We start from the raw sequence: 25,071 nt of genomic DNA on the forward strand, positions 1-25,071 counted from the left end.
ACACCCACGCCCCCGCTGCCACGTAGCCCCGTTACTGCAGCAGCTCCGGCACCTCCGCCATATGGCCGAACAGCCCGGTCGCCCCGGCCGCCGTCAGCTTCTCCGCCGGCGTCATCCCGGTGAACCCGTAGACGTCCATCCCCGCGGCGACCGCCGCCTGCACCCCCAGCGGACTGTCCTCGATGACGACACACCGCTCCGGAGACACCCCCATCTCCCGTGCCGCGTGCAGAAAGAGATCCGGCGCCGGCTTGCCCCGCCCCACATCCTGCGAGGAGAAGACGCGCCCGGGCTCGAACCACCGGTCCAGGCCGGTCTTCCGGTGCCCTCTCCGGATCCGCTCATGACTTCCCGACGAACCGACGCAGTACGGAACACCGTCCGCGGCCAGCTTCTCCAGCGTCTCCGTCACACCGGGCACCGGCTGCAACTCACGCTCGAACGCCGCGAAAACCCGGCCGTGGAAGACCTCGTCGAAATCCTCCGGCAGGCGGTGTCCGGTGCGTTCCCTGACGAGCTCGTGGATACGGTGCATCGCCGAACCCATGTAGTCGCATATCGACTCCTCGTACGAAGTGGGGTGGCCGAGTTCGGTGAGATAACCGGCCAGGATGGTGTTGGAGATGGGCTCGCTGTCGACGAGCACACCGTCGTTGTCAAAGATGACCAGGTCATAGCGCATACCCCGAACTGTATGTACGGCTCACGGTCCCAGAACGCAAAAAAGCCTCGTTCCCCGAGTCGAAACTCGGGGAACGAGGCTTTTTCAAAATTAGTTCGGCGGCGTCCTACTCTCCCACAGGGTCCCCCCTGCAGTACCATCGGCGCTGAAAGGCTTAGCTTCCGGGTTCGGAATGTAACCGGGCGTTTCCCTAACGCTATGACCACCGAAACACTATGAAGTTAACCAACCGGAGCATGACTCAACGGTCGTTACTTCAGAACCTACACAGTGGACGCGAGCAACTGAGGACAAGCCCTCGGCCTATTAGTACCAGTCAACTCCACCGGTTACCCGGCTTCCATATCTGGCCTATCAACCCAGTCGTCTACTGGGAGCCTTACCCTCTCAAGGAGGTGGGAGCCCTCATCTCGAAGCAGGCTTCCCGCTTAGATGCTTTCAGCGGTTATCCTTTCCGAACGTAGCCAACCAGCCATGCCCTTGGCAGGACAACTGGCACACCAGAGGTTCGTCCGTCCCGGTCCTCTCGTACTAGGGACAGCCCTTCTCAAGACTCCTACGCGCACAGCGGATAGGGACCGAACTGTCTCACGACGTTCTAAACCCAGCTCGCGTACCGCTTTAATGGGCGAACAGCCCAACCCTTGGGACCGACTCCAGCCCCAGGATGCGACGAGCCGACATCGAGGTGCCAAACCATCCCGTCGATATGGACTCTTGGGGAAGATCAGCCTGTTATCCCCGGGGTACCTTTTATCCGTTGAGCGACGGCGCTTCCACAAGCCACCGCCGGATCACTAGTCCCTACTTTCGTACCTGCTCGACCCGTCAGTCTCACAGTCAAGCTCCCTTGTGCACTTACACTCAACACCTGATTGCCAACCAGGCTGAGGGAACCTTTGGGCGCCTCCGTTACTCTTTAGGAGGCAACCGCCCCAGTTAAACTACCCACCAGACACTGTCCCTGATCCGGATCACGGACCCAGGTTAGACATCCAGCACGACCAGAGTGGTATTTCAACAATGACTCCACCATGACTGGCGTCACGGCTTCAAAGTCTCCCACCTATCCTACACAAGCCGAACCGAACACCAATATCAAGCTATAGTAAAGGTCCCGGGGTCTTTCCGTCCTGCTGCGCGAAACGAGCATCTTTACTCGTAATGCAATTTCACCGGGCCTATGGTTGAGACAGTCGAGAAGTCGTTACGCCATTCGTGCAGGTCGGAACTTACCCGACAAGGAATTTCGCTACCTTAGGATGGTTATAGTTACCACCGCCGTTTACTGGCGCTTAAGTTCTCAGCTTCGCCACACCGAAATGTGACTAACCGGTCCCCTTAACGTTCCAGCACCGGGCAGGCGTCAGTCCGTATACATCGCCTTACGGCTTCGCACGGACCTGTGTTTTTAGTAAACAGTCGCTTCTCGCTGGTCTCTGCGGCCACCCCCAGCTCAGGAAGTAAATCCCATCACCGGAAATGGCCCCCCTTCTCCCGAAGTTACGGGGGCATTTTGCCGAGTTCCTTAACCATAGTTCACCCGAACGCCTCGGTATTCTCTACCTGACCACCTGAGTCGGTTTAGGGTACGGGCCGCCATGAAACTCGCTAGAGGCTTTTCTCGACAGCATAGGATCATCCACTTCACCACAATCGGCTCGGCATCAGGTCTCAGACTTCATGCTGTCCGGATTTGCCTAGACAGCGTCCTACACCCTTACCCCGGGACAACCACCGCCCGGGCTGGACTACCTTCCTGCGTCACCCCATCGCTTACCTACTACCACCTTGGATCGGCGGCTCCACCACGTCCCTTTGTCCGAAGACTCCAGGCCGGCTTCACGGCCTTAGCATTAATGGATTCGATATTGGGCGTTTCAAAGCGGGTACCGGAATATCAACCGGTTGTCCATCGACTACGCCTGTCGGCCTCGCCTTAGGTCCCGACTTACCCTGGGCAGATCAGCTTGACCCAGGAACCCTTAGTCAATCGGCGCACACGTTTCCCACGTGTGTATCGCTACTCATGCCTGCATTCTCACTCGTGAACCGTCCACAACTCGTTTCCACGGCTGCTTCACCCGGCACACGACGCTCCCCTACCCATCACAGCCTCCGTTGGGAGTATTGCTGCAATGACACGACTTCGGCGGTGTGCTTGAGCCCCGCTACATTGTCGGCGCGGAATCACTTGACCAGTGAGCTATTACGCACTCTTTCAAGGGTGGCTGCTTCTAAGCCAACCTCCTGGTTGTCTCTGCGACTCCACATCCTTTCCCACTTAGCACACGCTTAGGGGCCTTAGTCGATGCTCTGGGCTGTTTCCCTCTCGACCATGGAGCTTATCCCCCACAGTCTCACTGCCGCGCTCTCACTTACCGGCATTCGGAGTTTGGCTAAGGTCAGTAACCCGGTAGGGCCCATCGCCTATCCAGTGCTCTACCTCCGGCAAGAAACACACGACGCTGCACCTAAATGCATTTCGGGGAGAACCAGCTATCACGGAGTTTGATTGGCCTTTCACCCCTAACCACAGGTCATCCCCCAGGTTTTCAACCCTGGTGGGTTCGGTCCTCCACGAAGTCTTACCTCCGCTTCAACCTGCCCATGGCTAGATCACTCCGCTTCGGGTCTTGGGCACGCTACTCAACGCCCTATTCGGACTCGCTTTCGCTACGGCTTCCCCACACGGGTTAACCTCGCAACATACCGCAAACTCGCAGGCTCATTCTTCAAAAGGCACGCAGTCACGACACAAGGACAAGTCCTTGTGCGACGCTCCCACGGCTTGTAGGCACACGGTTTCAGGTACTATTTCACTCCGCTCCCGCGGTACTTTTCACCATTCCCTCACGGTACTATCCGCTATCGGTCACCAGGGAATATTTAGGCTTAACGGGTGGTCCCGCCAGATTCACACGGGATTTCTCGGGCCCCGTGCTACTTGGGTGATTCTCAAACGAGCCGTCAATGTTTCAGCTACGGGGGTCTTACCCTCTACGCCGGACCTTTCGCATGTCCTTCGCCTACATCAACGGTTTCTGACTCGTCTCATCGCCGGCAGACGATGAAAGAGAACTCCCACGACCCCGCACTGGCAACCCCTGCCGGGTATCACACCAATACGGTTTAGCCTCATCCGGTTTCGCTCGCCACTACTCCCGGAATCACGGTTGTTTTCTCTTCCTGCGGGTACTGAGATGTTTCACTTCCCCGCGTTCCCTCCACATACCCTATGTGTTCAGGTATGGGTGACAGCCCATGACGACTGCCGGGTTTCCCCATTCGGACACCCCCGGATCAAAGCTCGGTTGACAGCTCCCCGGGGCCTATCGCGGCCTCCCACGTCCTTCATCGGTTCCTGGTGCCAAGGCATCCACCGTGCGCCCTTAAAAACTTGGCCACAGATGCTCGCGTCCACTGTGCAGTTCTCAAGCAACGACCAGCCACCCGTCACACACCAAGCAACTTGGTGCTACACCGGGGCCGGCATCGCGAAGGTCCAGACTCACAGTCCGTACCCTCAGATACCCAACAACGTGCCCGACACGATCCCCCAAGACCCACGTTCCACGCCGAAGCAGTACTAATGAACCCTCAGAAACCGTGCCGAATAGTCAACGTTCCACCCATGAGCAACCAGCATCAGACATTCGCTGATGTACTGGCCTCTGACCAAGCCAGGCTTGGTAAGAAGTGCTCCTTAGAAAGGAGGTGATCCAGCCGCACCTTCCGGTACGGCTACCTTGTTACGACTTCGTCCCAATCGCCAGTCCCACCTTCGACGATTCCCTCCCACAAGGGGTTGGGCCACCGGCTTCGGGTGTTACCGACTTTCGTGACGTGACGGGCGGTGTGTACAAGGCCCGGGAACGTATTCACCGCAGCAATGCTGATCTGCGATTACTAGCAACTCCGACTTCATGGGGTCGAGTTGCAGACCCCAATCCGAACTGAGACCGGCTTTTTGAGATTCGCTCCACCTCGCGGTATCGCAGCTCATTGTACCGGCCATTGTAGCACGTGTGCAGCCCAAGACATAAGGGGCATGATGACTTGACGTCGTCCCCACCTTCCTCCGAGTTGACCCCGGCAGTCTCCTGTGAGTCCCCATCACCCCGAAGGGCATGCTGGCAACACAGAACAAGGGTTGCGCTCGTTGCGGGACTTAACCCAACATCTCACGACACGAGCTGACGACAGCCATGCACCACCTGTACACCGACCACAAGGGGGACCCTGTCTCCAGGGTTTTCCGGTGTATGTCAAGCCTTGGTAAGGTTCTTCGCGTTGCGTCGAATTAAGCCACATGCTCCGCTGCTTGTGCGGGCCCCCGTCAATTCCTTTGAGTTTTAGCCTTGCGGCCGTACTCCCCAGGCGGGGAACTTAATGCGTTAGCTGCGGCACGGACGACGTGGAATGTCGCCCACACCTAGTTCCCAACGTTTACGGCGTGGACTACCAGGGTATCTAATCCTGTTCGCTCCCCACGCTTTCGCTCCTCAGCGTCAGTATCGGCCCAGAGATCCGCCTTCGCCACCGGTGTTCCTCCTGATATCTGCGCATTTCACCGCTACACCAGGAATTCCGATCTCCCCTACCGAACTCTAGCCTGCCCGTATCGAATGCAGACCCGGGGTTAAGCCCCGGGCTTTCACATCCGACGTGACAAGCCGCCTACGAGCTCTTTACGCCCAATAATTCCGGACAACGCTTGCGCCCTACGTATTACCGCGGCTGCTGGCACGTAGTTAGCCGGCGCTTCTTCTGCAGGTACCGTCACTCTCGCTTCTTCCCTGCTGAAAGAGGTTTACAACCCGAAGGCCGTCATCCCTCACGCGGCGTCGCTGCATCAGGCTTTCGCCCATTGTGCAATATTCCCCACTGCTGCCTCCCGTAGGAGTCTGGGCCGTGTCTCAGTCCCAGTGTGGCCGGTCGCCCTCTCAGGCCGGCTACCCGTCGTCGCCTTGGTAGGCCATTACCCCACCAACAAGCTGATAGGCCGCGGGCTCATCCTTCACCGCCGGAGCTTTCCACGCACAGACCATGCGGTCGCGCGTCATATCCGGTATTAGACCCCGTTTCCAGGGCTTGTCCCAGAGTGAAGGGCAGATTGCCCACGTGTTACTCACCCGTTCGCCACTAATCCCCTCCCGAAGGAGGTTCATCGTTCGACTTGCATGTGTTAAGCACGCCGCCAGCGTTCGTCCTGAGCCAGGATCAAACTCTCCGTGAATGCTTTACCCGACTGCGTTTAATGAAAAACGGCGGGTGACACTCGCGTTGAGCGGAACAAGCAGGCGGAATAAGCCTGCTCGTTCACAGCGTCCTCGCTGTGTGTTGCCTACCCGCACATTGTGCTGGTAGGACTTTCAAAGGAACCTCATCTCCCGGATGTTTCCGGTCGACGGGGTATCAACATATCTGGCGTTGACTTTTGGCACGCTGTTGAGTTCTCAAGGAACGGACGCTTCCTTTGTTCCTGTTTCACCAGGATCTCCGGGCGCTTCCCTTCGGTCTTGCGTTTCCGACTCTATCAGATCCTTGCGGCTCCGATTTTCGCCGGTGCGTTTCGGCCTTTCGGCTTCTTCGCGTTTCCAACCTTACCAGATCCGTTTCCGTCTCTGGCCCCTGTTGGAGCGGGGTCGGCCGTTCGGCTTTCACTTTTCGGCCTTTCCGACTCTATCAGATCCGTTTCGTTCCGTTGCCGGTCCGAATTTGTTTCCGATTCCCCGTCGGAGGGGGTTCGTTCGCGCCTTTCGGCGTGATCACTACTTTAGCGGAATTCCTCGTCGGCGCATAATCGCGCCGCGGTCCGAATTTCGGCATGCCGAAATTGTTCCCGGTGAGGGGCCGTGCAGTAGTGGTGTGCCGCGAAGCGGCGGGATGGCTGCCGCAGAACCGTTCCGGCGCTGTGGCAACTCGGAGGACACTACAGATCGGGTACAGCAGTGTCAACTCGCGTCAGTCGAGGTCACTCAGACGTCCGCCGGCGTCCGGCTGCGCGTCCTCCACACGGCGCAGCAGACGGGTCAACACCTGGCCGAGGAGTTGACGTTCCGCCCCGGAGAGGTCCTGGAGGAGGTCCTCTTCGAAGACCGACGCCAGGCGCATCGCCTCCAGCCACTTCTGGCGACCCTCGTGGGTCAGCTCGACGATGACGCGGACGCGGTTGGCCTCGTCGCGCTCGCGGGTGACCAGGCCCTCGCTCGCCATGCGGTCGATGCGATGGGTCATGGCGGCCGGGGTGAGGCCGAGGTGCTTGGCGAGTTCGCCGGGGCCCATTTGGTAGGGCGCGCCGGAGACGACGAGGGCCTTGAGGACCTCCCATTCGGCGTTGCTCATGCCGAGGGTGGCGGTCTGCCGACCGTAGGCGACGTTCATCCGCCGGTTGAGGCGCTGAAGTGCGGAGACGACCTGCTCCACCTGGGGGTCGAGGTCCTGGAATTCGCGCTGGTAGGCCGCGATCTGTTCCTCGAGGCTCGGCTCGGCGGCGCTGGCGGCCGCATCGGAGGGCTCAGGCATGCGGCGCAGTATGACATGGAAGTCATTGGCGTTGAAGTTCTTCGCCGTGTACTCTTTAGCTTCGAACTTTAGAGTTGAAGTCTTCAGGGTGAGACTGTCCGGCTTGGGACTGTCCGGTCGCGCGGTCTCGCCCTGGTGCGTGTGCGACTCGTCGGTTCGTCCCCCTTGTTCGTCTGATGACCTGACCTAGGTAGGTGAGTGTGACCACCGCGATGGGCGCCGCGTTGCGCCGGATCCAGCTCGGGAACGCGCTGAGCGCGTTCGGGAACGGCTTCACGGTTCCGTATCTGTACGTCTATGTGGCGAAGGTGCGGGATCTCGGCGCGAACACGGCCGGTGTCGTGCTGGCGATGCTTGCGGTGGCCGCGCTGGTCGTCCTGCCGCTGACCGGTCGGGTCATCGACCGGCGCGGTCCCCTGCCGGTGGCCATCGTCGGTACGGTCTCCGCCGCCATCGGTGCGCTGGGTATCGGGCTGTCCGCCACCGAGCCGCTGGTCATCGCGTCCGCGGTCGCGCTCGGTGCGGGTATAGCGGTCATTCAACCGGCCCTGGCGACGATGATCGTGTGGTGTTCGACGACGGTGACCCGGTCGCGGGCGTTCGCCACCCAGTTCTTTCTGAACAACCTGGGCCTGGGCGTCGGTGGGCTGGTCGGCGGACTGCTGGTCGACGAGTCGCATGCGTCGAGCTTTATGCGGCTCTTCGCCATCGAGGCCGTGATGTTCCTGGTGCTCGGTGCGACGGTGGCGACCGTGCGGTTGCCGCATGCGCCGAAGGTCGAGGACGCGGTGCCCAGTGAGGAGCGGGCCAAGGGTGCCTGGCGGGCGCTGTTCGCGGACCGGCGGATGGTGTGGCTGTGCGTGCTGGGGTTCGTGCTGTTCTTCGCCTGCTACGGGCAGTTCGAGTCGGGGCTGGCGGCGTATGCGACCGAGGTGACGCGGATTCCGCCGTCGAGCCTGGGGATCGCGCTGGCGGCCAACACGGCGGCGATCGTGGCGGCGCAGTTCGTGGTGCTCAAGCTGGTGGAGCGGCGGCGGCGCAGCCGGGTGATGGCGCTGGTCGGGCTGATATGGACCGTGGCGTGGATAGCCGCCGGGCTGTCCGGGCTGGTGCATGGTGCGCAGGCGGTGGCGACAACGCTGCTGATCTCGACGTATGCGCTGTTCGGGATCGGTGAGTCGATGTTGTCGCCGACGGTGGCTCCGCTGGTGGCCGATCTGGCGCCGGCCTCTTTGATAGGCCAGTACAACTCGGCGTTCGCGCTGGTCAAGCAGCTGGCGTTGGCGGTGGGGCCGGCGGTGGGTGCCTTGATGGTGGGGCACGGGATGTACGCGGCGTACATCGGGATGCTGGCGCTGTGCGCCGTGGGGATCAGTGTGCTGTCGCTGCGGCTGGGGCGGATGCTGCGGCCCGCGCAGGACAATCCGCATCGTGCGGTCGCGCCGGTGCCCGCGGCTCGGGTTCCGGTGGAGCCGGAGGCCGTGGCCTGCCGGGCCTGAGTGGCCTTGAGCGCCTGGAGCCGTGGGTGCCTTGAGTCGTAAGGGATCCGGGTTCCCTGCGGAAGCGCCGCTCCGTCCCCCTGTAGTGGGGGGCGGGGCGGCGTCTGCATGTGCGGGCGGCTGCTACCCCCTGGGCAGGGCGAATTCGCACCACACCGCCTTGCCGCCGCCTGGGGTGCGGCGCGAGCCCCAGGAGGAGGCGATGGTGGCGATGATCGAGATGCCTCGGCCGGCCTCGTCGACCGGTTCGGCGCGGCGCCGCCGGGGCAGGTGGTCGTCGCCGTCGGTGACCTCGACGATCAGCCGGCGGTCGGTGCGGCGCAGACGCAGCCGCATGGGGGGCGTGCCGTGCTGCAGGGAGTTGGCGACCAGCTCGCTGGCCGCGAGGACGCCGAGGTCGTGCAACTCGGGCGAGAAGCGCCAGGAGGCCAGGACGCCGGAGGCGAAGGCGCGGGCGCGCGGGGCCGCTTCGACGCCGCCGTGCAGTTCGAGGGCGGCGTTGTGGAACAGCTCGGCGTCGTGGCCGGTCCGCTCGGGGTGCTGGAGGACGAGGATGGCGACGTCGTCGTCGTGTGTGGCGGTGATGCCCAGGGCGCGGAGCAGGCGGTCGCAGACGATGTCGGGGTCGCCGGCGGCGCCGGCGAAGGCGCGCTCCAGGGCCTCGACACCGTGGTCGATGTCCTTGTCGCGGCGCTCGACCAGGCCGTCGGTGTAGAGGACGGCACTGCTGCCGGGGCCGAGGGGGACGGAGCCCGAGGTGTGCAGCCAGCCGCCGGTCCCCAGGGGCGGTCCGGTGGGTTCGGCGGCGCGGCGGACCGTGCCGTCGGGGTCGCGTACGAGGATCGGCAGATGGCCGGCGGACGCGTAGACCAGACGGCCCTCGTTGGGGTCGTGGACGGCGTAGACGCAGGTGGCGATCTGACTTGCGTCGATCTCGGCGGCCAGGCCGTCCAGGAGTTGCAGTACCTCGTGCGGCGGGAGGTCGAGGCGGGCGTAGGCGCGTACGGCGGTGCGCAGCTGGCCCATGACTGCGGCGGCGCGCACTCCGCGGCCCATGACGTCGCCGATGACCAGGGCCGTGCGGCCGGCGCCGAGGGTGATGACGTCGTACCAGTCGCCGCCGACCGCGGCGTCCATGCCGCCGGGCTGGTACGTGGCGGCGACGCGGAGGTCGTCGGGCTGCTCCAGTTCCTGGGGCAGCAGGGAGCGTTGGAGGGTGACCGCGGCCTCGCGCTGGCGGGCCTCACTGGCGCGCAGCCGTTCGGCGGACTCGATCTGGTCGGTGACCTCGGCGCCGAAGACCAGCACGCCCTTGTGGGGCGCGACGCAGGCGACTTCGGGGTCGGGCGCCGGGCCGCTGGCGGCGACCTCGATCGGGGTGCAGGTGAAGGTGTAGTAGCCGTCGCGGGTGCGGTCGCCGCCGGCGCCGCCGGGTACCTTGCGGGACTTGACCGTGCGGGGCTTGCCGCTGCGCAGGACCTGGTCCATCAGGGGGAGCAGGCCCAGGGCGTCGAGTTCGGGGAGGGCTTCGCGGGCGGTCCGGCCTGCCGGGCGGGAGCCGAAGACGGTGGCGTAGGCGCCGTTGACGTAGGCGAGGCGGTGCTCGGGGCCGTAGACGACGGCCACGAGGGCGGGAATGGTGCCGAGGATCTGATGGACGGACAGGGCGTCGACAGTGGGCGGCAGGGCCACGGGGGTGGCGCCCTGGGAGGTGTCCGGGTCGGCGCGTTCGTCGCGGGCCGCGGGGACGGAGCCGGTGGCGGCCGCGGTGGGGACCGGCGGGCCGTCGACGGTCGCGGCGGCGGGCTCGGAGGCGTCGGCGGGCGGGGCGGCCGGCGTGCCGGGGGCGGGGCGGGGTGCGGCGCGGTCGGACCGGGCGGCGGCGCGCCGCTGCGTGCCGGGGAACTTGGCGCTCCAGCGCGTGAAGATCACGGAGGGGTACCTCTTACTTCGCGTCGTCGCGCGGGATCGGGCCGTCGGCATGGCGGGACCTCCCGGCCGTCGGCCGGGGGAGGGGCGGCTGGGGACACTCTCGGCGCCCTTTTGCAGAATGCAGCAAACGTCCAGAATCCTCGTGATTGTCACTCTTTGCAGATACGAGCCCACCCATGGTCACACGTCCAGTGTGGCCGACCGGACGGTCATCCGTCAGATACCCGGGAGCCGGTGTGGAGTTCCGCGCTCCGCCTTCTCCGGCCGCCGGACGGGTGACGGTGCCTCGACTTCGCCGGTGTTCCGGCGCGTCAGCTGGCTTCGTTGTGCCGGCCGGTGCCAGCGGCGAGTTCGAACTCGGCGCGCGGGTTCTCCAGCGAGCCGAGCGAGACGATCTCGCGTTTGAACAGGCCCGCGAGGGTCCATTCGGCCAGGACCCGGGCCTTGCGGTTGAAGGTCGGCACCCGGCCGAGATGGTAGGCGCGGTGCATGAACCACGCCGGGTAGCCCCGCAGCTTGCGCCCGTAGACGTGGGCGACGCCCTTGTGCAGGCCGAGCGAGGCCACCGAGCCGGCGTATTTGTGCTCGTAGTCGACGATCGGGCCGCCGCGCACGGCCGCCGCGACGTTCTCGGCGAGGACCTTGGCCTGGCGCAGGGCGTGCTGGGCGTTGGGCGCGCAGACGGTGCGGGGCTCGTCGGGCTTGTCCGGCGGTTCGGCCGTCAGGTCGGGGACCGCGGCCGCGTCGCCCGCGGACCAGGCGTGTTCGACGCCGTCCACCTGGAGGGAGGCGGTGCACTTCAGGCGGCCGCGGCCGTTCAGCGGCAGTCCGGTGGCGGCGAGGATGGGGTGCGGTTTGACGCCGGCGGTCCACACCAGGGTTCTGGTGGGGAAACGGGAGCCGTCGCTCAGGACGGCGACGCGCTTCTCGCAGGACTCCAGCCTGGTCTCCAGCCGTACGTCGATGTTGCGGCCGCGCAGCTCCCGTACGGCGTAGCGACCCATGTCCGGGCCCACTTCGGGCAGGATCCGGTCGGTGGCCTCGACCAGGATCCACTTCATGTCCTCGGGCTGGATGTTGTGGTAGTAGCGGACGGCGTAGCGGGCCATGTCCTCCAGTTCGGCCAGCGCCTCCACGCCCGCGTAGCCGCCGCCGACGAAGACGAAGGTCAGCGCGGCGTCGCGGACCGCGGGGTCACGGGTGGAGGAGGCGATGTCGAGCTGTTCGAGGACGTGGTTGCGCAGTCCGATGGCCTCTTCGACGGTCTTGAAACCGATGCCGACGTCGGCCAGGCCCGGGACGGGCAGGGTGCGCGAGACCGAGCCCGGTGCGAGGACCAGTTCGTCGTAGGCCACCTCGATGGCGCCGGTGCCGGTCTCCTCCGCGGCCAGGGTGGTGATCGTGGCCTTGCGCTCGGTGTGGTCGAGGGCGGTGACCTCGCCGACGACGACCTTGCACTGCGGCAGCACGCGGCGCAGCGGCACGACGACATGGCGCGGGGAGATGGATCCGGCCGCGGCCTCGGGCAGGAACGGCTGGTAGGTCATGTACGGCTCGGGGTCGACCACGATGATCTCGGCGGTGCCCTGGCGCAGCTCCTGCTTCAGCTTCCGCTGCAGCCGCAGGGCGGTGTACATCCCCACGTAGCCGCCGCCGACAACGAGAATGCGCGCCACATCGTTCGAAGACACTGCCTTCACAGGGGTTCTCCTCGCGGGTCGACCAGCCCCGGGGCGCCACCGATCCGTAGGCCGGCCGGCGCGGCCCCTATCGGGCGCTGTGCCCCCGGGAAAGCACAGCACTGTTCCATGACGCACCGCCGGCGCGCCTTTGTCCACAGGCTCGTCGAAATGTGTGACCGGGCGCGGCTCTGGGGACGGAACGGCTGATTCCGTGCACCTTGGAGAAGGCGTGCTGGTCAGGCGTGGGTGGCACGGGTGGGCAGGGGCGAAATCCGGGCGGATCCGGCCCGTTGGGCCGATCGGGGGGCGCAGTGCGCGGAACGCCCCCTTCAATCTTGACCCGGGCTCAACTATGTTCGTATCTCGTTGGGGTGCACCCTCTCGTCGGTACGCCCCGACCGTCAGGGCGGGGAGTCTCCGGGGGGAGACGTCATAACCGGGGGATCAATATGCACATTCAGGGCTCTCAATGGCCGGCAGCCGTCGCGATGGCACATGCCTCGGACGGCGGTGGCGGCAGCATCGGCGGCAACGCCGGTAAGGGAAACGGCAACACCAACGGGGTCGGCGGCAACGGCGCCGGTACGGGCGCGGGCGGCCGGAGCACGCCGCTGCGGGTCGACGCGCAGCGGAATCTGGAGCATGTGCTGCGCGCCGCGCGCGAGGTCTTCGGCGAGTTGGGGTACGGCGCCCCGATGGAAGACGTGGCGCGCCGGGCCCGGGTCGGGGTCGGCACGGTCTACCGCCGGTTCCCGAGCAAGGACATCCTGGTCCGCCGAATAGCCGAGGAGGAGACCTCCCGGTTGACGGACCAGGCGCGCGCGGCGCTGGGTCAGGAGGAGGACCCGTGGTCGGCGCTCTCCCGCTTTCTGCGGACATCGGTCGCCTCGGGTGCCGGACGGCTGCTGCCGCCGGGCATCCTGCGGGTGAGTGCGGAGACCGACCGGTCCGCGCGGCCCGCATCGGACGGCGCGGACGCGGCGCGGCTGCCGGACGGCCTGGGCGAGGCCCGGGTGCCGCAGCAGCGGATGGCGCCCGGTGCGGACGGTGCGCCGGCCGACCTCCGGCTGGTCGACCGGCGGGAGGAGCCGGCGGCCGCCGAGGGCGCGCCGGGCCCGGCCGGGGACACGGCCGGCGCCGAGGCGCTGCTGGAGGTCGTCGGGCGGCTGGTGGAGCGGGCCCGGGCGGCCGGTGAGCTGCGGGCCGATGTGACGGTCTCCGACGTCCTGTTGGTGATCGCCACGGGCGCGCCCGCGCTGCCCGACCCCGCTCATCAGCAGGCCGCCTCCGCGCGGCTGCTGGAGATCCTGCTGGAGGGGCTGCGCTCGCGCCCCGCCCGGTGACGTCCGCCGGCCGGCCGCGTCCGGACGGGCCCGATGGCCGGGTCCGCCGGACGGGGCGGCCGGGCGGGTCGGTGCGGCTCGTACGGGTGAACGCCCGTGCGGTCGTCCGCGTACCCGCCCCGGACGAGTGGTTGGCCGGCCGCCCCCTCGGGCGCCGGGGCGCGATGTGGCACTCTTGCGCGGTATTCGGGTGTGACGGCGGCTTCGGGGGCCTCGGCGATGGGTGTTGACGGGCGGGACGAACGGCGCGACAGCGGGACGACGCCGTCGCGGCAGGTTCCTGGCCAGACCGGGCCGTTGGGGGCCACTCCCCCGGCGGCCGGGCCGGCCGAGCGGCACGACCGCGCCGGCGGTCCGGCGGGCGACGGCCACAGTGTGCCGCCGCAGCGCGGTCCGGGTGGCCGTGCGGTCTCGTCCGTCGGCTCCGAGAGTGGTGAACTCCCGCCGTCCGACGCCCAGTTGATCGCGAACATGCGGGCCGGCGACGACGGCGCGTACGAGGAGATGTACCGCCGGCACGCCGACGCGATCCGGCGCTACGCCCGCCGGTGCTGCCGGGACGTGCACACCGCGGAGGATCTGACCGGCGAGGTCTTCGCCCGTACGCTCCAGGCGGTGCGCGGCGGCGCGGGCCCGGATTCCGCGGTGCGCGCGTATCTGCTGACGGCGGTCCGACGGGTCGCCGCCTCCTGGGCGAAGACCTCGCGGCGCGAGCAGCTGGTCGAGGACTTCGCGGTGTTCGCGGTGACATCGGCCGGTTCGTCGAGGGACGACGACACGCTGGATCTGGGCGCGGATGTGCGCGCCATGCACGAGGCCGAGCAGTCCATGGCCATAGAGGCGTTCCGCAGTCTGCCGGAGCGCTATCAGACGGTGCTGTGGCACACCGCGGTGGAGGAGGAGTCGCCCAGCCAGGTCGCCCCACTGCTCGGGCTGACCGCGAACGCCACCGCTGTATTGGCGCACCGCGCCCGGGAGGGACTGCGGCAGGCGTACCTCCAGGCACACGTCAGCCGGTCGCTGACGGCCGGCGGGGACTGCGCCCGGTACGCCGACCGGCTCGGCGCGTACGCCCGTGGCGGGCTGCGGATGCGGGCCGAGCGGGGGCTGCGCAAGCATCTGGACGAGTGCGGCCGGTGCCGGATGGCCGCGCTGGAGGTCGCGGACGTCAATCAGCGGATCGGGGCGCTGCTGCCGGTCGCGGTCATCGGCTGGTTCGCCGCCGGGTACGCCGTCAAGGCGGCCGCCGCGGCGGTGGGGGCCGCCGGGGCGGGTGCGGCGGCCGGTGCCGGCGCGGCCGCGGCCGCAAGTGGTGGTTCCGGTGCGGGTGGTGCAGGAGGTGCCGGTGGTGCCGCCCTGGGTGAGGGGCTCGGCGCGCCGGTGAAGGTCGGTGTCGGGGTCGGGGCGGTGGTGGTGGCGGGCGCGGCGCTCGCGCTGACGCTGACCGGTAGCCCGCAGCCCGCGCCGCAGCCACAGGCCAGACCCCCGCGGCCGGCCCCGGCCGCACCGCAGAAGCCCTCGCCGGCGCCGCCGAAGCCGCTGCCGCCGGCGTCCGGTGCCGCACCGGCCCCGAAGCCGGCCCCGACGCATCGGCCGAGCCCCACGCGGACGCCGGATCCGACGCCGCAGCAGCCGTCGCCGAAGCCCACGCCGACTGCGACGCCGACCCCCACTCCGACGCCCACACCCACGCCGCCCAAGCCCTCCCCCAAGCCGCCGCTGCCCGAGCCGACCGCGTACCAACTCAACACGCTCGACCACGACTTCATGGGCGACGGCAGCAAACCGGAGGTGCGCACCTTCGGGAGCAGCTGGCTGTGGCAGCGGCAGTCCCCGGAGATCGCCGGGACCACGTACGGGCACGGTGTGAGCGTGCATGCGCCGTCCTCGGTGACCATCGACCTGAACCGCCAGTGCACCGCGTACGACGCCGTCGTGGGCGTCGACGATCTGAACCTGGGGCGGGGTGCGCTGCGCTTCTCCGTCTACGCGGACGGGGAGCGGCTGTGGCGGTCGTCGGTGGTGCGCGGCGGGAAGCGCGCGGTGCCGGTGCATGTCCCGTTGGCGGGCCGCAAGACGCTGCGGCTGGTGGCCGAGCCGGTGTCGCCGCTCGATGTGGCGGTGGTGGGGGACTGGGCGCAGTCGCAGATCAGTTGCCGTTGAGGCGTGGTCGCAGGTCAGCTGTCGTTGAGATGGCACCGCAGATCGGCTGCGGTTGAGGTGGAGTCGCAGATCGGCTGTCGTTGAGGTGGAGGCCGCGATCGGCTGTCGGTGAGGGGACGTTGCGGGGAGGGCTACCGGGTCCCGCGGGACGGGGCCGCCGGGCCGCGGGCCCGTCCCGCCCGCCTCAGGACAACCGCGCCCGGGGGACCACGCCCTGCGCGAGCGCCCGTTGGCGCGCGCCCTCCGCTCCCGTCCAGCACGTTCCCCGTCGCGCGACCAGCCGTCGCAGCCACAGCTCCGTGGAGACCAGTTCGGCCAACCCGTCCAGCGGGAGCGGTGCTCCCTCCGCCGCGGCCCGCAGCGCCTTGCGGACCACCCGCGCCTCGATCAGCCCCGCGTCGGCCAGCAGTGGTGCGTCGAAGAGCCGCACCAGTTCGCCGATCGCGCCGCGCAGTCCGGCGCGTACCGCTGCCGCCTGGGTGAGGTGCGAGGTGGCGCCCCATCCGGGCGGCAGGTCCCGGACGCCGGCGCCGGCCAGTACGGAGCGCAGTACGGCCGCCCGCGCCCCCGGCTGCACCCGCAGGGTGTCCGGCAGGGCGCGGCAGGCGAGCACCACCTGATTGTCGAGGAAGGGGGCGTGCAGCCGCTGGTTGCGGACCTCGGCGGCCTGCTCGAAGACGCGGTGGTCGGCGGCCTGGCGGGCCAGCGCCGCGCGGGCCCGCCGCTCGCCGGGGCGGCCCGCGGCCGACGAGCGGTTCGCCGCGTCGCTGAGGCGCACCGACACCTCGGCCAGCGCCTCTCCGGTGAGCCAGCGCGCCGCGGGCCCCGGCCGGCACCAGGCGAGCGCGGCCAGCGAGGCGTCCACCGCCCCGGCGGCCACCGGCTCGTCGGCGAACTGCCGCTCCAGCAGGCGGCGCGCGGCCTCGGCGACACCGGCCGGGTACGGCGTACGGGCGAGCCTGCGGGCGGCGCGGTAGACGGTGAAGGGCACGAGCACGGAGTGCGCGGACGGGCCGTCCGCCTTGGCCAGCGCGGTGACCGGGCGCAGAAGGTGGCGCCGACGGCGGTCCATGAGGAGGTCGGCGAGCCGGGCCGGGTGGGCGTCGAGGACCTGACGGGCGCCGTGTCCGACGAAGTGGTCCGCGCTGCCGGCCAGCAGCCGGCGGCGGTGGCGGCTCGCGGTGGTGAGGGACGGGCCCGGCTCGTCCGTGAGCGGGCCGCTTTCGAGATCCGCGTACGGGAGAGCCTCTTCGCCGGCCGCGACGACGACATGGTGCAGCCGGGGGTTGTCGGCGATGCTGCGGGCGCGCTCCAGTTCGGCGTCCCGGTGGGCCTGCACGCCTTTGGTGGCACGGTCGTTGAAGGTGACAGCCAGCAGGCGCTCGCCGTGGCCGTTGAGCCGTCCGGGTTGGCCGGGGAGGCCGGCGGCCAGGAGTGCCAGGGTCCCCGAGGCGCTTCCTCCGGAGAGGTCGGCGCCGATGCCGGGGGCCGGCCCGCCCCGTGCGGCGCGCCGCTCGGCGGGCCCCATACCGGGCACCGGGCCGGGGTCGAGGCCGTCGAGGCCGTCCGGATCGGGCGCGTGGCGGGGTCCGGCCAGCCGGGCGCGGACTGCTTCGACCAGCGCGTCGCGGACGCCGTCCACGGCCTGTTCCGGGGCGAGTTGGGGTGCGGCGACGGCGAGTGAGGCGGTCGGCTCGTAGGAGGTGATGTCGCGGACGCCGCCGCGCAGCACCAGGGCGTGGCCCGGCGGGATCCTGCGCACCCCTTCGTAGGGCGTGCCGGCGCCGAGCGCCTCGGGGGCGTCCGGGCAGGCCAGCAGCGCGGCCAGGTGCCCGACGTCGAGGCTGGCCTCTATCAGGTCGGCGAGCGGGAGGGCGGCGGTGGCGTACGCGGTGCCGCCGGCCCAGGGGGCGTGGAAGACCGGGCGGGCGCCGGCCAGGTCGCCGGTGACGGTGATCCGCCGTCCCACCTGGACGACGGCGGTGTAGCTGCCGGCCCAGGCGGTGAGGTGGCGCAGTGCGCCCCCGCGCGCCGCGAAGAGGCCGACCCGCAGTTGGTCGTCGGTGGCCCCGCAGACGCCGAACACGGCGAGCCGGGTCTCGGGGTCGGCCTGTACGACGCGGACCTCGTCGGGCCGCCAGTCGCCGACCGCCCACAGCGGATCCGGGTCGCCCCACAGGAGTTGGGCGCCTACGGGCAGGACCGTGCGGCTCTCCGCACCCGTTGCCGGCCCTGTGGGGGACGATCCCGTGGGGGCACTGCTCCACCCCACCAACCAGCGCATCGCCGCCTCCACCCGATTCCCCGTCCGCCGGGGCCGAGGGCCGCCCCGTACAGCGGATTGCCAAGCTGTCGCCAAGCCGTTGCGGCGACCATGCTGCCATGACGGGGGCGCGGAGGAGGCGCCGAGGCGGGCCTGTATACGAGCAGTTCGCGGCAGGCGCGCGGTACGGACGCGCTATCGACGGGCCGGCGGCGGGCCGCGGGACGGACGGGCGGCCGCGGAGCGATGCGCCACGGACTCGGACGCGTACGTCGTCGCATCGACCCCGGGAGGCCCCCCGTGTGGCCCCCGGGGCGGCTCCGAGTGCGCCGCGGCGCGAAATCACCATCCGTCGATTTTCGGCCAAAGTCCGTTCCCTGTAGTCGAGTTGACACGTTCGGGCGTCGTGTCAACCCGTGGGCGGCCGGTCGGCGACCGGCTTGCGCGACGGTCCGGGAGGCGGGCTTCGCCCCCCGGACCGGACCGTCACCCGCGGGGAATGAGGTGACGGTGTCCCCCAGCCCACTGGATCCAGTGCAGCGGGCCGACCCACGCAGAAGCCATGGAAGCGCTCCCGAAGACGGGCGGCCAGCGCGCACGGACGGGCGCACGGGCACACGTACCCGGAGCACATGCCAACTCCCGTACCCCTGTTTGAACATGAATCTCGCCATCCGGGACACCGGCTCTTAACGGTCGGGATTCAGCGAACTACTCTGGGTGGACGCATGCCCCGGGGTAGCGGGGCGGCTGTCGGTGTGTCGAGGGGTGCGCATGTCCAGGGATATACGCGGGCCGAACGAAAAGCTCGGCACCGTACTCGCCCTCGCGGGTATCAGCAATGCCGGACTGGCGCGCCGGGTCAACGACCTCGGTGCGCAGCGTGGGCTGACGCTGCGTTATGACAAGACGTCGGTGGCACGGTGGGTCTCCAAGGGCATGGTGCCCCAGGGCGCCGCGCCCCATCTGATCGCGTCCGCCATCGGCAGCAAACTGGGCCGCCCGGTGCCGCTGCACGAGATCGGGCTGGCGGACGCCGATCCGGCGCCCGAGGTCGGCCTGGCGTTCCCCCGCGATGTGGGCGCCGCGGTGCGCTCCGCGACCGAGCTCTACCGTCTCGATCTGGCCGGACGGCGGGCCGGCGGTGGCGGCATCTGGCAGAGCCTGGCCGGATCCTTCGCCGTCAGCGCGTACGCCACTCCCGCCTCGCGCTGGCTGATATCCCCGGCCGACAGCTCGGTGGCGCGGGAGGCGGCCGAGGCGCGCGACAAGGACGCCGCGGCGGCCGGGGACGGCGGAATCCCGCAGCACGTCGGCCACAGTGACGTCAGCAAGCTGCGCGAGGCCGCGGAGGACGCGCGCCGCTGGGACTCCAAGTACGGTGGCGGGGACTGGCGTTCGTCGATGGTGCCGGAGTGTCTGCGCGTGGACGCGGCGCCGTTGCTCCTCGCCTCGTACAGCGACGAGGTGGGCCGGGCGCTCTTCGGGGCGACCTCCGAACTCACCCGGCTCGCGGGGTGGATGGCCTTCGACACCGGCCAGCAGGAGGCCGCGCAGCGCTACTACATCCAGGCGCTGCGGCTCGCCCGTGCGGCCGCCGACGTCCCCCTGGGTGGGTACGTACTGGCCTCGATGTCCCTCCAGGCGACCTACCGGGGCTTCGCCGACGAGGGCGTCGACCTCGCCCAGGCCGCCCTGGAGCGCAACCGCGGCCTGGCCACGGCCCGCACCATGAGCTTCTTCCGCCTGGTGGAGGCTCGGGCGCAGGCCAAGGCCGGGGAGGCGCGCGCCTGCGAGGTGGCGCTGAAGGCGTCCGAGGGCTGGCTGGAGCGCTCCCGCAGCGGCGACCCCGACCCGTCGTGGCTGGACTTCTACTCCTACGAGCGCTTCGCCGCCGACGCCGCCGAGTGCTACCGGGATCTGCGGCTGCCCCGCCAGGTCCGCCGCTTCACCGAGCAGGCGCTCTCGCGCCCCACGGAGGAGTTCGTACGCTCCCACGGGCTGCGTCTGGTGGTGTCGGCGGTTGCCGAACTGGAGTCCGGCAACCTGGACGCGGCGTGTGCCGCGGGCACCCGGGCGGTCGAGGTGGCCGGCCGGATCTCCTCGGCCCGCACGACGGAGTACGTCCGCGATCTGCTGCACCGCCTGGAGCCGTACGGCGACGAGCCCCGGGTGGTGGAGCTGCGGGAGCGGGCGCGACCGCTGCTGGCGGCGCCGGCATAGGGCCGGGCCGGTGGATGGCGGCGCCGACGGATCAGGGGGTCGGTGGAGCAGGGTTGTCGGTGGAGCGGGGGCGGACAGGGCCGGGCCGCAGGCGGGCTCGTCCGCCACGGCCCGAACCGCGCTGTCAGTGCCGACCGTCATGATGGGATACGTCGTCGGCGAATGATGCGCGGGTCCGCGGCGACGGTCGGGCCTGCGGTCATGCGGTTGGGGAGGTGCAGTGGCGGCGTACGACTGCGATGTGCTGGTGATCGGTGCCGGCATCATCGGGCTCTCTACGGCCCATGCGATCACGCGTGCCGCGCCGGGCACGCGCGTCGTGGTCCTGGAGAAGGAGCCCGGTCCGGCCCGCCATCAGACCGGGCGCAACAGCGGTGTGATCCACAGCGGCATCTACTACCCACCCGGCTCGCTCAAGGCCCGCTTCGCCCTGCAGGGCTCGGCGGAGATGGTGAAGTTCTGCGCCGAACACGACATTCCGCACGAGGTCACCGGCAAGCTGATCGTCGCCACGGACCGCAGTGAGCTGCCGCGGCTGCACGGCCTGATCCAGCGCGGCCGCGAGCACGGCCTGCCGGTGCGCGAGCTGGGCCCCGCCCAGATAGCGGAGTACGAACCCGAGGTGCGCGGCCTGGCCGCCATCCATGTCGGCACGACCGGCGTCTGCGACTTCGGCGCCGTCGCCCGCCGCTTCGCCGCGCTCGCCACGGACGCCGGCGCCCGGATCGTCTACGGCGCGGAGGTGACCACGATCGGCCGCCGCCCGGGGCGGGTGGCGGTCCGTACCGCCGACGGCACGGTCCACCGGGCCCGCGCCCTGGTCAACTGCGCCGGGCTGCACTGCGACCGGATCGCCCGGCTGGCGGGCGACGCCCCGGGCATGCGGATCGTCCCGTTCCGCGGCGAGTACTTCACCCTCGCCCCGGAGCGCGCCGCCCTCGTCCGTGGCCTGGTCTACCCGGTCCCCGACCCCGCCTTCCCCTTCCTGGGCGTCCATCTGACCCGCGGCATCGACGGCGCCGTCCACATCGGCCCGAACGCCGTCCCCGCCCTGGCCCGCGAGGGCTACGACTGGCGCACGGTCCGCCCCACCGAGCTGGCCGGCACCCTGGCCTACCCCGGCTCCTGGCGGATAGCCCGCCGCCACTGGCGCTACGGCGCCGGCGAGCTGCACCGCTCGCTGTCGCGGCACGCCTTCGCCGACGCGGTCCGCCGCCTCCTGCCGGCCGCCCGCGAGGAGGACCTGCTCCCCTCGCCGGCCGGCGTCCGCGCCCAGGCGGTGCTGCCCGACGGCACCCTCGTCGACGACTTCCTCTTCAGCGAGTCCCCGGGCATGATCCACGTCCTCAACGCCCCCTCCCCCGCGGCCACGGCCTCGCTGCCCATCGGCAGGGAGGTGGCACGCCGGGCTCTAGGGGTGCTGAGGGGGTGACCGGCGGTCCTCCCGTCGGCGGTTCCCGCCCGCCGCGCCACCATCCGTAGAATCGACACACTGTGTCCGAGAACCCCGTCACCCCCGAAGCCACCCCGCTGGAAGCCGGTGCCGCCGAAGCAGGCGCCCCACAGGCCCCCGCGCAGGCATCCGCCGCTCATGAGGCCCGCGGCCTCGGCGCCACGGCCGTATCCGCCGCCACGCCCCGGCGCGGTGCGCCCATGTTCCCCGACGGGACCGGTCCCGCAGCCGACCCCGCGGGGTCGCATCACGAGCGGCGGATCCGCTCCTTCCAGCCCCGCCGCAGCCGGGTCTCGCCCAGCCAGGCCGATGCGCTGCGCCGCCTGTGGCCCCAGTGGGGGCGGGACATCGACGGGCTCTCCCGTATCGATCTCGACGAGTTCTTCGGCGGGCTGCCGGTCGTCCTGGAGATCGGCTTCGGCATGGGCGAGGCCACGGCGCAGATGGCCGCCGCCGACCCGGCCACCGGCATCCTCGGCTGCGATGTGCACACCCCGGGGCAGGGCAATCTGCTCGGTCTCGCGGAGCGGAACGGCCTGTCCAACATCCGGGTGGCCAACGGCGACGCGATCATCCTGTTGCGCGAGATGCTCGCCCCCGGCTCCCTCGCCGGCCTGCGCGTCTTCTTCCCCGACCCGTGGCCCAAGAAGCGCCACCACAAGCGCCGCCTCATCCAGCCGGAGTTCATCGCGCTGGCGACCACCCGGCTCAGGCCCGGCGCCCTGGTCCACTGCGCGACCGACTGGGAGCCGTACGCCGAGCAGATGCTGGAGGTCCTCTCCGCGGAGCCGACGCTGCAGAACCTCCACTCCGGCTATGCGCCGCGCCCGGACTTCCGGCCCCTGACCAAGTTCGAGGGCCAGGGACTGGACAAGGGGCATGTCGTCCACGACCTGCTCTTCCGCCGCCTCGGCGAGTAAGACGCACGGCCCTGGTTAGGGTCGACGGGTGTACTCGTCCCAGCCGTCCCCGCACCCGCACGGCCCGCCGGCCCCTCCGCCGTACACACCCCATCCGCCGTACGCACCGCACGCCCCGGGGCCCCACGCCCACGGGTCCGACACCTCCGACCCGGCCGCCGCGCAGAGGCCTCTCCGTCCACGCCGCCGTACACCGCCCTGGCACAGCAAGACCATCCGCGCCGTCGCGCTGATATCCCTGCTGGCGCTCTCCGGCGTGATCATCGTCGGCGTGGTCCGCCAGGAGACCGGCACCGAGGGCTTCCTCGTCGGCCTCGGGCTGGCCGTCTTCCCCGTACCGCTCCTCGTCGCGGCGTTCTGCTGGCTCGACCGCATCGAGCCCGAGCCCTGGCGCAATCTCGCGTTCGCCTTCACCTGGGGCGCCTGCGCCGCCACGCTGGTCGCGCTGCTGGCCAACGGCTTCGCCACCGACTGGCTGGCCGCCAACATCGCCTCCACGTCCCCCACCGAGGCCGAGGCCTGGGGCGCGGCGGTGCTCGCCCCGGTCATCGAGGAGCTGGTCAAGGCCGCCGCCGTCCTCCTCCTCTACCGCTTCCGCCGAACCGACTTCGACGGCATCACCGACGGCATCGTCATCGCCGGCATCACCGCCACCGGCTTCGCCTTCACCGAGAACATCCTCTATCTGGGCAACGCCTTCGGCCAGGACCAGTCCATGGGCCACTCCGGCCTGGACTCGCTCACCGCCGGCACCTTCTTCGTCCGCATCGTCGTCTCCCCCTTCGCGCACCCGCTCTTCACCATCCTCACGGGCCTCGCCTTCGGCATAGCCGCCACCCGCTACCCCCGCCGCCGCGCCGCCCGTATCGCCCTCGCCGCCCTGGGCCTGCTGACCGCCGTCCTCCTGCACGCCATCTGGAACGCCGCCTCCACACTGGGCGACCTCGGATTCCTGGTCGTCTACGGGCTCTTCATGGTCCCCGTCCTGCTCGCCCTGACCTGGCTGGCGGTCTGGACCCGCGGCCAGGAGCTCCTCTCCCTGCGCGGCTACCTCGCCCCGTACATCACCGCCGGCTGGCTCGCCCCCACCGAGCCCGCCGCCCTGTCCTCCCTCACGACCCGCGCCCTGGCCCGCGACCTGGCCCACCGCGCCCAGGGCCCCGCCGCTGCCCGCGCCGTCACCGAATACACCGCCGTCGCCACCGCCCTCTCCTTCCACCGTCGCCGCGCCCACCTCACCGGCCCCACCCCCGACTTCACCACCCGCGAGCAGCACCTCCTGGAACACCTGCGGCACTACCAGCCGTGGGGGCGTCCGGCCCTGACGTGCGCGCTGGGGCAGAAGGACGGGGACTGCGACACGAGCCCAACGCCGGAGGCCTAGGTTCTGTCCGGCGGATCACGCGGTGCCGCCGAGGCGTCGCCTCGCACCAGCGGCCCCGCACCGACAACAGGGAAAGGTCCTGCCTGATCGGTCAAGGTGTGATCGTCTATGAGATGGTGCAGCCTGACTTACGAAGGCGGCCTATGGGAGGGCAAAGGGACCTGTGGCGGGTTGGGGCCGTGATCGCCACCGCCTGGAAGGTCCCTGGGCTCGTAACCCTTGGCAGCGTTGATATGTACTCGAAAGGGTGTAACAAATGGCTAAGGCAACCGCACGTCACATCTTGGTCGACAGCGCCGACAAGGCGTCGGAGCTGAAGACGCAGATCGAGGCCGGAGCAGACTTCGCCGAGCTCGCCAAGCAGCACTCCTCGTGCCCCTCGGCGCGCCAGGGCGGCGACCTCGGTTCGTTCGGTCCGGGACAGATGGTCCCCGAATTCGACAAGGTCGTCTTCTCCGCCCCGGTCGGCACGGTCCAGGGTCCGGTGAAGACCCAGTTCGGGTTCCACCTCCTTGAGGTGACCAGCCGGGAGGACTGAGGCGATGGGCCAGGCTGCGTCGTGGAGGCGTAGCCCGGTTCCGCCTGACAGAGCGACCGGATAGGCGCTCGTCGGCATCAGGACGGCGCGGCGTGGGCTGATGTTGTTGCCATAGCTCGGGAGACGCCGCGCCGGGATACGCGTCGCCGCGGAATCCGGGCCGGCCGGTGGCGAGCTCCGGCAGCATGCTGGTGTGCACGGCACTCCGTGGAATTCCATGCTCGAGTCGATCCGGCCTCCCGCATCCGCGGCAGCTTGGACGGCACGCAGGACCTGGTTCCACGTGCCGTCCCGGTCCGGAATCGGAAGAGAATGTCGTTCATGACAATGCGGCGCTTCTTCCAACGTCCGCCCCAACCGGTGTTCTTCGGAAGGTGCGGCTCCAGCCGAGCCCGCTCTCGATCAGACAGATCGCCCCGCCCCCTACTGCGTTGAACGATCCGCTGGTGAGGCCGTTACAC

General features: G+C 69.2%; 13 protein-coding genes, 3 rRNA genes and 1 pseudogene. 8 read left to right on the forward strand and 9 right to left on the reverse strand.

What is annotated here, in order from left to right; all coding sequences use genetic code 11:
* Window positions 1-31: 31 nt before the first annotated feature.
* The 5 genes from WAB15_RS19410 to WAB15_RS19430 all read right to left on the reverse strand — a co-directional run bounded on the left by WAB15_RS19410 (window position 32) and on the right by WAB15_RS19430 (window position 7,210).
* Window positions 32-682, reverse strand: coding sequence for an HAD family hydrolase (locus WAB15_RS19410; protein ID WP_407287009.1), 651 nt, complete (start codon window positions 680-682; stop codon window positions 32-34).
* A gap of 93 nt (window positions 683-775) precedes the next feature.
* Window positions 776-892: ribosomal RNA gene (rrf, locus tag WAB15_RS19415) — 5S ribosomal RNA — on the reverse strand.
* A 76-nt stretch (window positions 893-968) separates the two neighbouring features.
* A 23S ribosomal RNA gene (locus WAB15_RS19420) occupies window positions 969-4,088 on the reverse strand.
* Window positions 4,089-4,392: 304 nt separating this feature from the next.
* Window positions 4,393-5,921 (reverse strand): 16S ribosomal RNA (locus WAB15_RS19425).
* Together the 16S, 23S and 5S rRNA genes form the textbook arrangement of a ribosomal RNA operon.
* A gap of 728 nt (window positions 5,922-6,649) precedes the next feature.
* A complete protein-coding gene (locus WAB15_RS19430) occupies window positions 6,650-7,210 on the reverse strand; it encodes a MarR family winged helix-turn-helix transcriptional regulator (protein WP_399150352.1) in 561 nt (186 codons plus the stop codon).
* Window positions 7,211-7,410: 200 nt separating this feature from the next.
* Between WAB15_RS19430 and WAB15_RS19435 the strand changes: the two genes are divergently transcribed.
* Window positions 7,411-8,709, forward strand: a complete 1,299-nt coding sequence (locus WAB15_RS19435; RefSeq protein ID WP_407289253.1) for an MFS transporter — start codon at window positions 7,411-7,413, stop codon at window positions 8,707-8,709.
* A gap of 123 nt (window positions 8,710-8,832) precedes the next feature.
* On the opposite strand, the gene WAB15_RS19440 is transcribed toward WAB15_RS19435, so the two are convergent.
* Window positions 8,833-10,641 carry a SpoIIE family protein phosphatase gene (locus WAB15_RS19440; RefSeq protein WP_407287010.1) on the reverse strand — a complete coding sequence of 603 codons (1,809 nt, stop codon included), beginning with the start codon at window positions 10,639-10,641 and terminating at the stop codon, window positions 8,833-8,835.
* 311 nt (window positions 10,642-10,952) lie between these two features.
* Entirely contained in the window at window positions 10,953-12,278 is a 1,326-nt protein-coding gene (locus WAB15_RS19445; protein ID WP_399150410.1) for an NAD(P)/FAD-dependent oxidoreductase, read from the reverse strand.
* A gap of 494 nt (window positions 12,279-12,772) precedes the next feature.
* Here WAB15_RS19445 and WAB15_RS19450 point away from each other — a divergent pair, with 494 nt between their 5' ends.
* Both WAB15_RS19450 and WAB15_RS19455 read left to right on the forward strand, forming a co-directional pair.
* Complete coding sequence (locus WAB15_RS19450) at window positions 12,773-13,666, forward strand: TetR/AcrR family transcriptional regulator (protein ID WP_407287011.1); 894 nt, start codon at window positions 12,773-12,775, stop codon at window positions 13,664-13,666.
* 219 nt (window positions 13,667-13,885) lie between these two features.
* Window positions 13,886-15,829, forward strand: coding sequence for a sigma-70 family RNA polymerase sigma factor (locus tag WAB15_RS19455; RefSeq protein WP_407287012.1), 1,944 nt, complete (start codon window positions 13,886-13,888; stop codon window positions 15,827-15,829).
* Window positions 15,830-16,013: 184 nt separating this feature from the next.
* Here the strand turns inward: WAB15_RS19455 and WAB15_RS19460 are convergent, their stop codons facing one another.
* The gene (locus tag WAB15_RS19460) at window positions 16,014-18,113 is read right to left on the reverse strand and encodes an asparagine synthase-related protein (RefSeq protein WP_407287013.1); all 2,100 of its coding nucleotides are present in this window, start codon (window positions 18,111-18,113) and stop codon (window positions 16,014-16,016) included.
* Between the two features lie 753 nt (window positions 18,114-18,866).
* Between WAB15_RS19460 and WAB15_RS19465 the strand changes: the two genes are divergently transcribed.
* The 5 genes from WAB15_RS19465 (at window position 18,867) to WAB15_RS19485 (ending at window position 24,610) form a co-directional block, all read left to right on the forward strand.
* Window positions 18,867-20,315: a hypothetical protein gene (locus WAB15_RS19465; protein ID WP_030088381.1), complete on the forward strand. Its 1,449-nt coding sequence runs from the start codon at window positions 18,867-18,869 to the stop codon at window positions 20,313-20,315.
* A 220-nt stretch (window positions 20,316-20,535) separates the two neighbouring features.
* Window positions 20,536-21,747, forward strand: coding sequence for an L-2-hydroxyglutarate oxidase (gene lhgO / locus WAB15_RS19470; RefSeq protein WP_399150357.1), 1,212 nt, complete (start codon window positions 20,536-20,538; stop codon window positions 21,745-21,747).
* A gap of 62 nt (window positions 21,748-21,809) precedes the next feature.
* Window positions 21,810-22,688 (forward strand): tRNA (guanosine(46)-N7)-methyltransferase TrmB, encoded by an 879-nt coding sequence (gene trmB / locus WAB15_RS19475; RefSeq protein WP_399150358.1) that lies wholly within the window; start codon window positions 21,810-21,812, stop codon window positions 22,686-22,688.
* A 28-nt stretch (window positions 22,689-22,716) separates the two neighbouring features.
* Window positions 22,717-24,072, forward strand: coding sequence for a PrsW family intramembrane metalloprotease (locus tag WAB15_RS19480; RefSeq protein ID WP_399150359.1), 1,356 nt, complete (start codon window positions 22,717-22,719; stop codon window positions 24,070-24,072).
* 256 nt (window positions 24,073-24,328) lie between these two features.
* On the forward strand, window positions 24,329-24,610 hold the full coding sequence (locus tag WAB15_RS19485; protein WP_407287014.1) for a peptidylprolyl isomerase: 282 nt from the start codon (window positions 24,329-24,331) through the stop codon (window positions 24,608-24,610).
* A gap of 86 nt (window positions 24,611-24,696) precedes the next feature.
* On the opposite strand, the pseudogene WAB15_RS19490 reads toward WAB15_RS19485, so the two are convergent.
* Window positions 24,697-25,050, reverse strand: a pseudogene (locus WAB15_RS19490) (IS5/IS1182 family transposase); the annotation flags it as partial.
* Window positions 25,051-25,071 lie beyond the last annotated feature (21 nt).

Source organism: Streptomyces sirii, from assembly GCF_045690365.1.
Classification (GTDB): domain Bacteria; phylum Actinomycetota; class Actinomycetes; order Streptomycetales; family Streptomycetaceae; genus Streptomyces; species Streptomyces sirii.

What these genes read in the sequence shown, in the direction of transcription:
- WAB15_RS19430 (WP_399150352.1), bottom strand. Translation starts at nt 7,210, where the DNA reads ATGCCTGAGCCCTCCGATGCGGCCGCCAGCGCCGCCGAGCCGAGCCTC.
- WAB15_RS19465 (WP_030088381.1), top strand. Translation starts at nt 18,867, where the DNA reads ATGTCCAGGGATATACGCGGGCCGAACGAAAAGCTCGGCACCGTACTC.
- WAB15_RS19455 (WP_407287012.1), top strand. Translation starts at nt 13,886, where the DNA reads ATGGGTGTTGACGGGCGGGACGAACGGCGCGACAGCGGGACGACGCCG.
- WAB15_RS19485 (WP_407287014.1), top strand. Translation starts at nt 24,329, where the DNA reads ATGGCTAAGGCAACCGCACGTCACATCTTGGTCGACAGCGCCGACAAG.
- WAB15_RS19450 (WP_407287011.1), top strand. Translation starts at nt 12,773, where the DNA reads ATGCACATTCAGGGCTCTCAATGGCCGGCAGCCGTCGCGATGGCACAT.
- WAB15_RS19410 (WP_407287009.1), bottom strand. Translation starts at nt 682, where the DNA reads ATGCGCTATGACCTGGTCATCTTTGACAACGACGGTGTGCTCGTCGAC.
- WAB15_RS19460 (WP_407287013.1), bottom strand. Translation starts at nt 18,113, where the DNA reads ATGCGCTGGTTGGTGGGGTGGAGCAGTGCCCCCACGGGATCGTCCCCC.
- WAB15_RS19445 (WP_399150410.1), bottom strand. Translation starts at nt 12,278, where the DNA reads ATGTACACCGCCCTGCGGCTGCAGCGGAAGCTGAAGCAGGAGCTGCGC.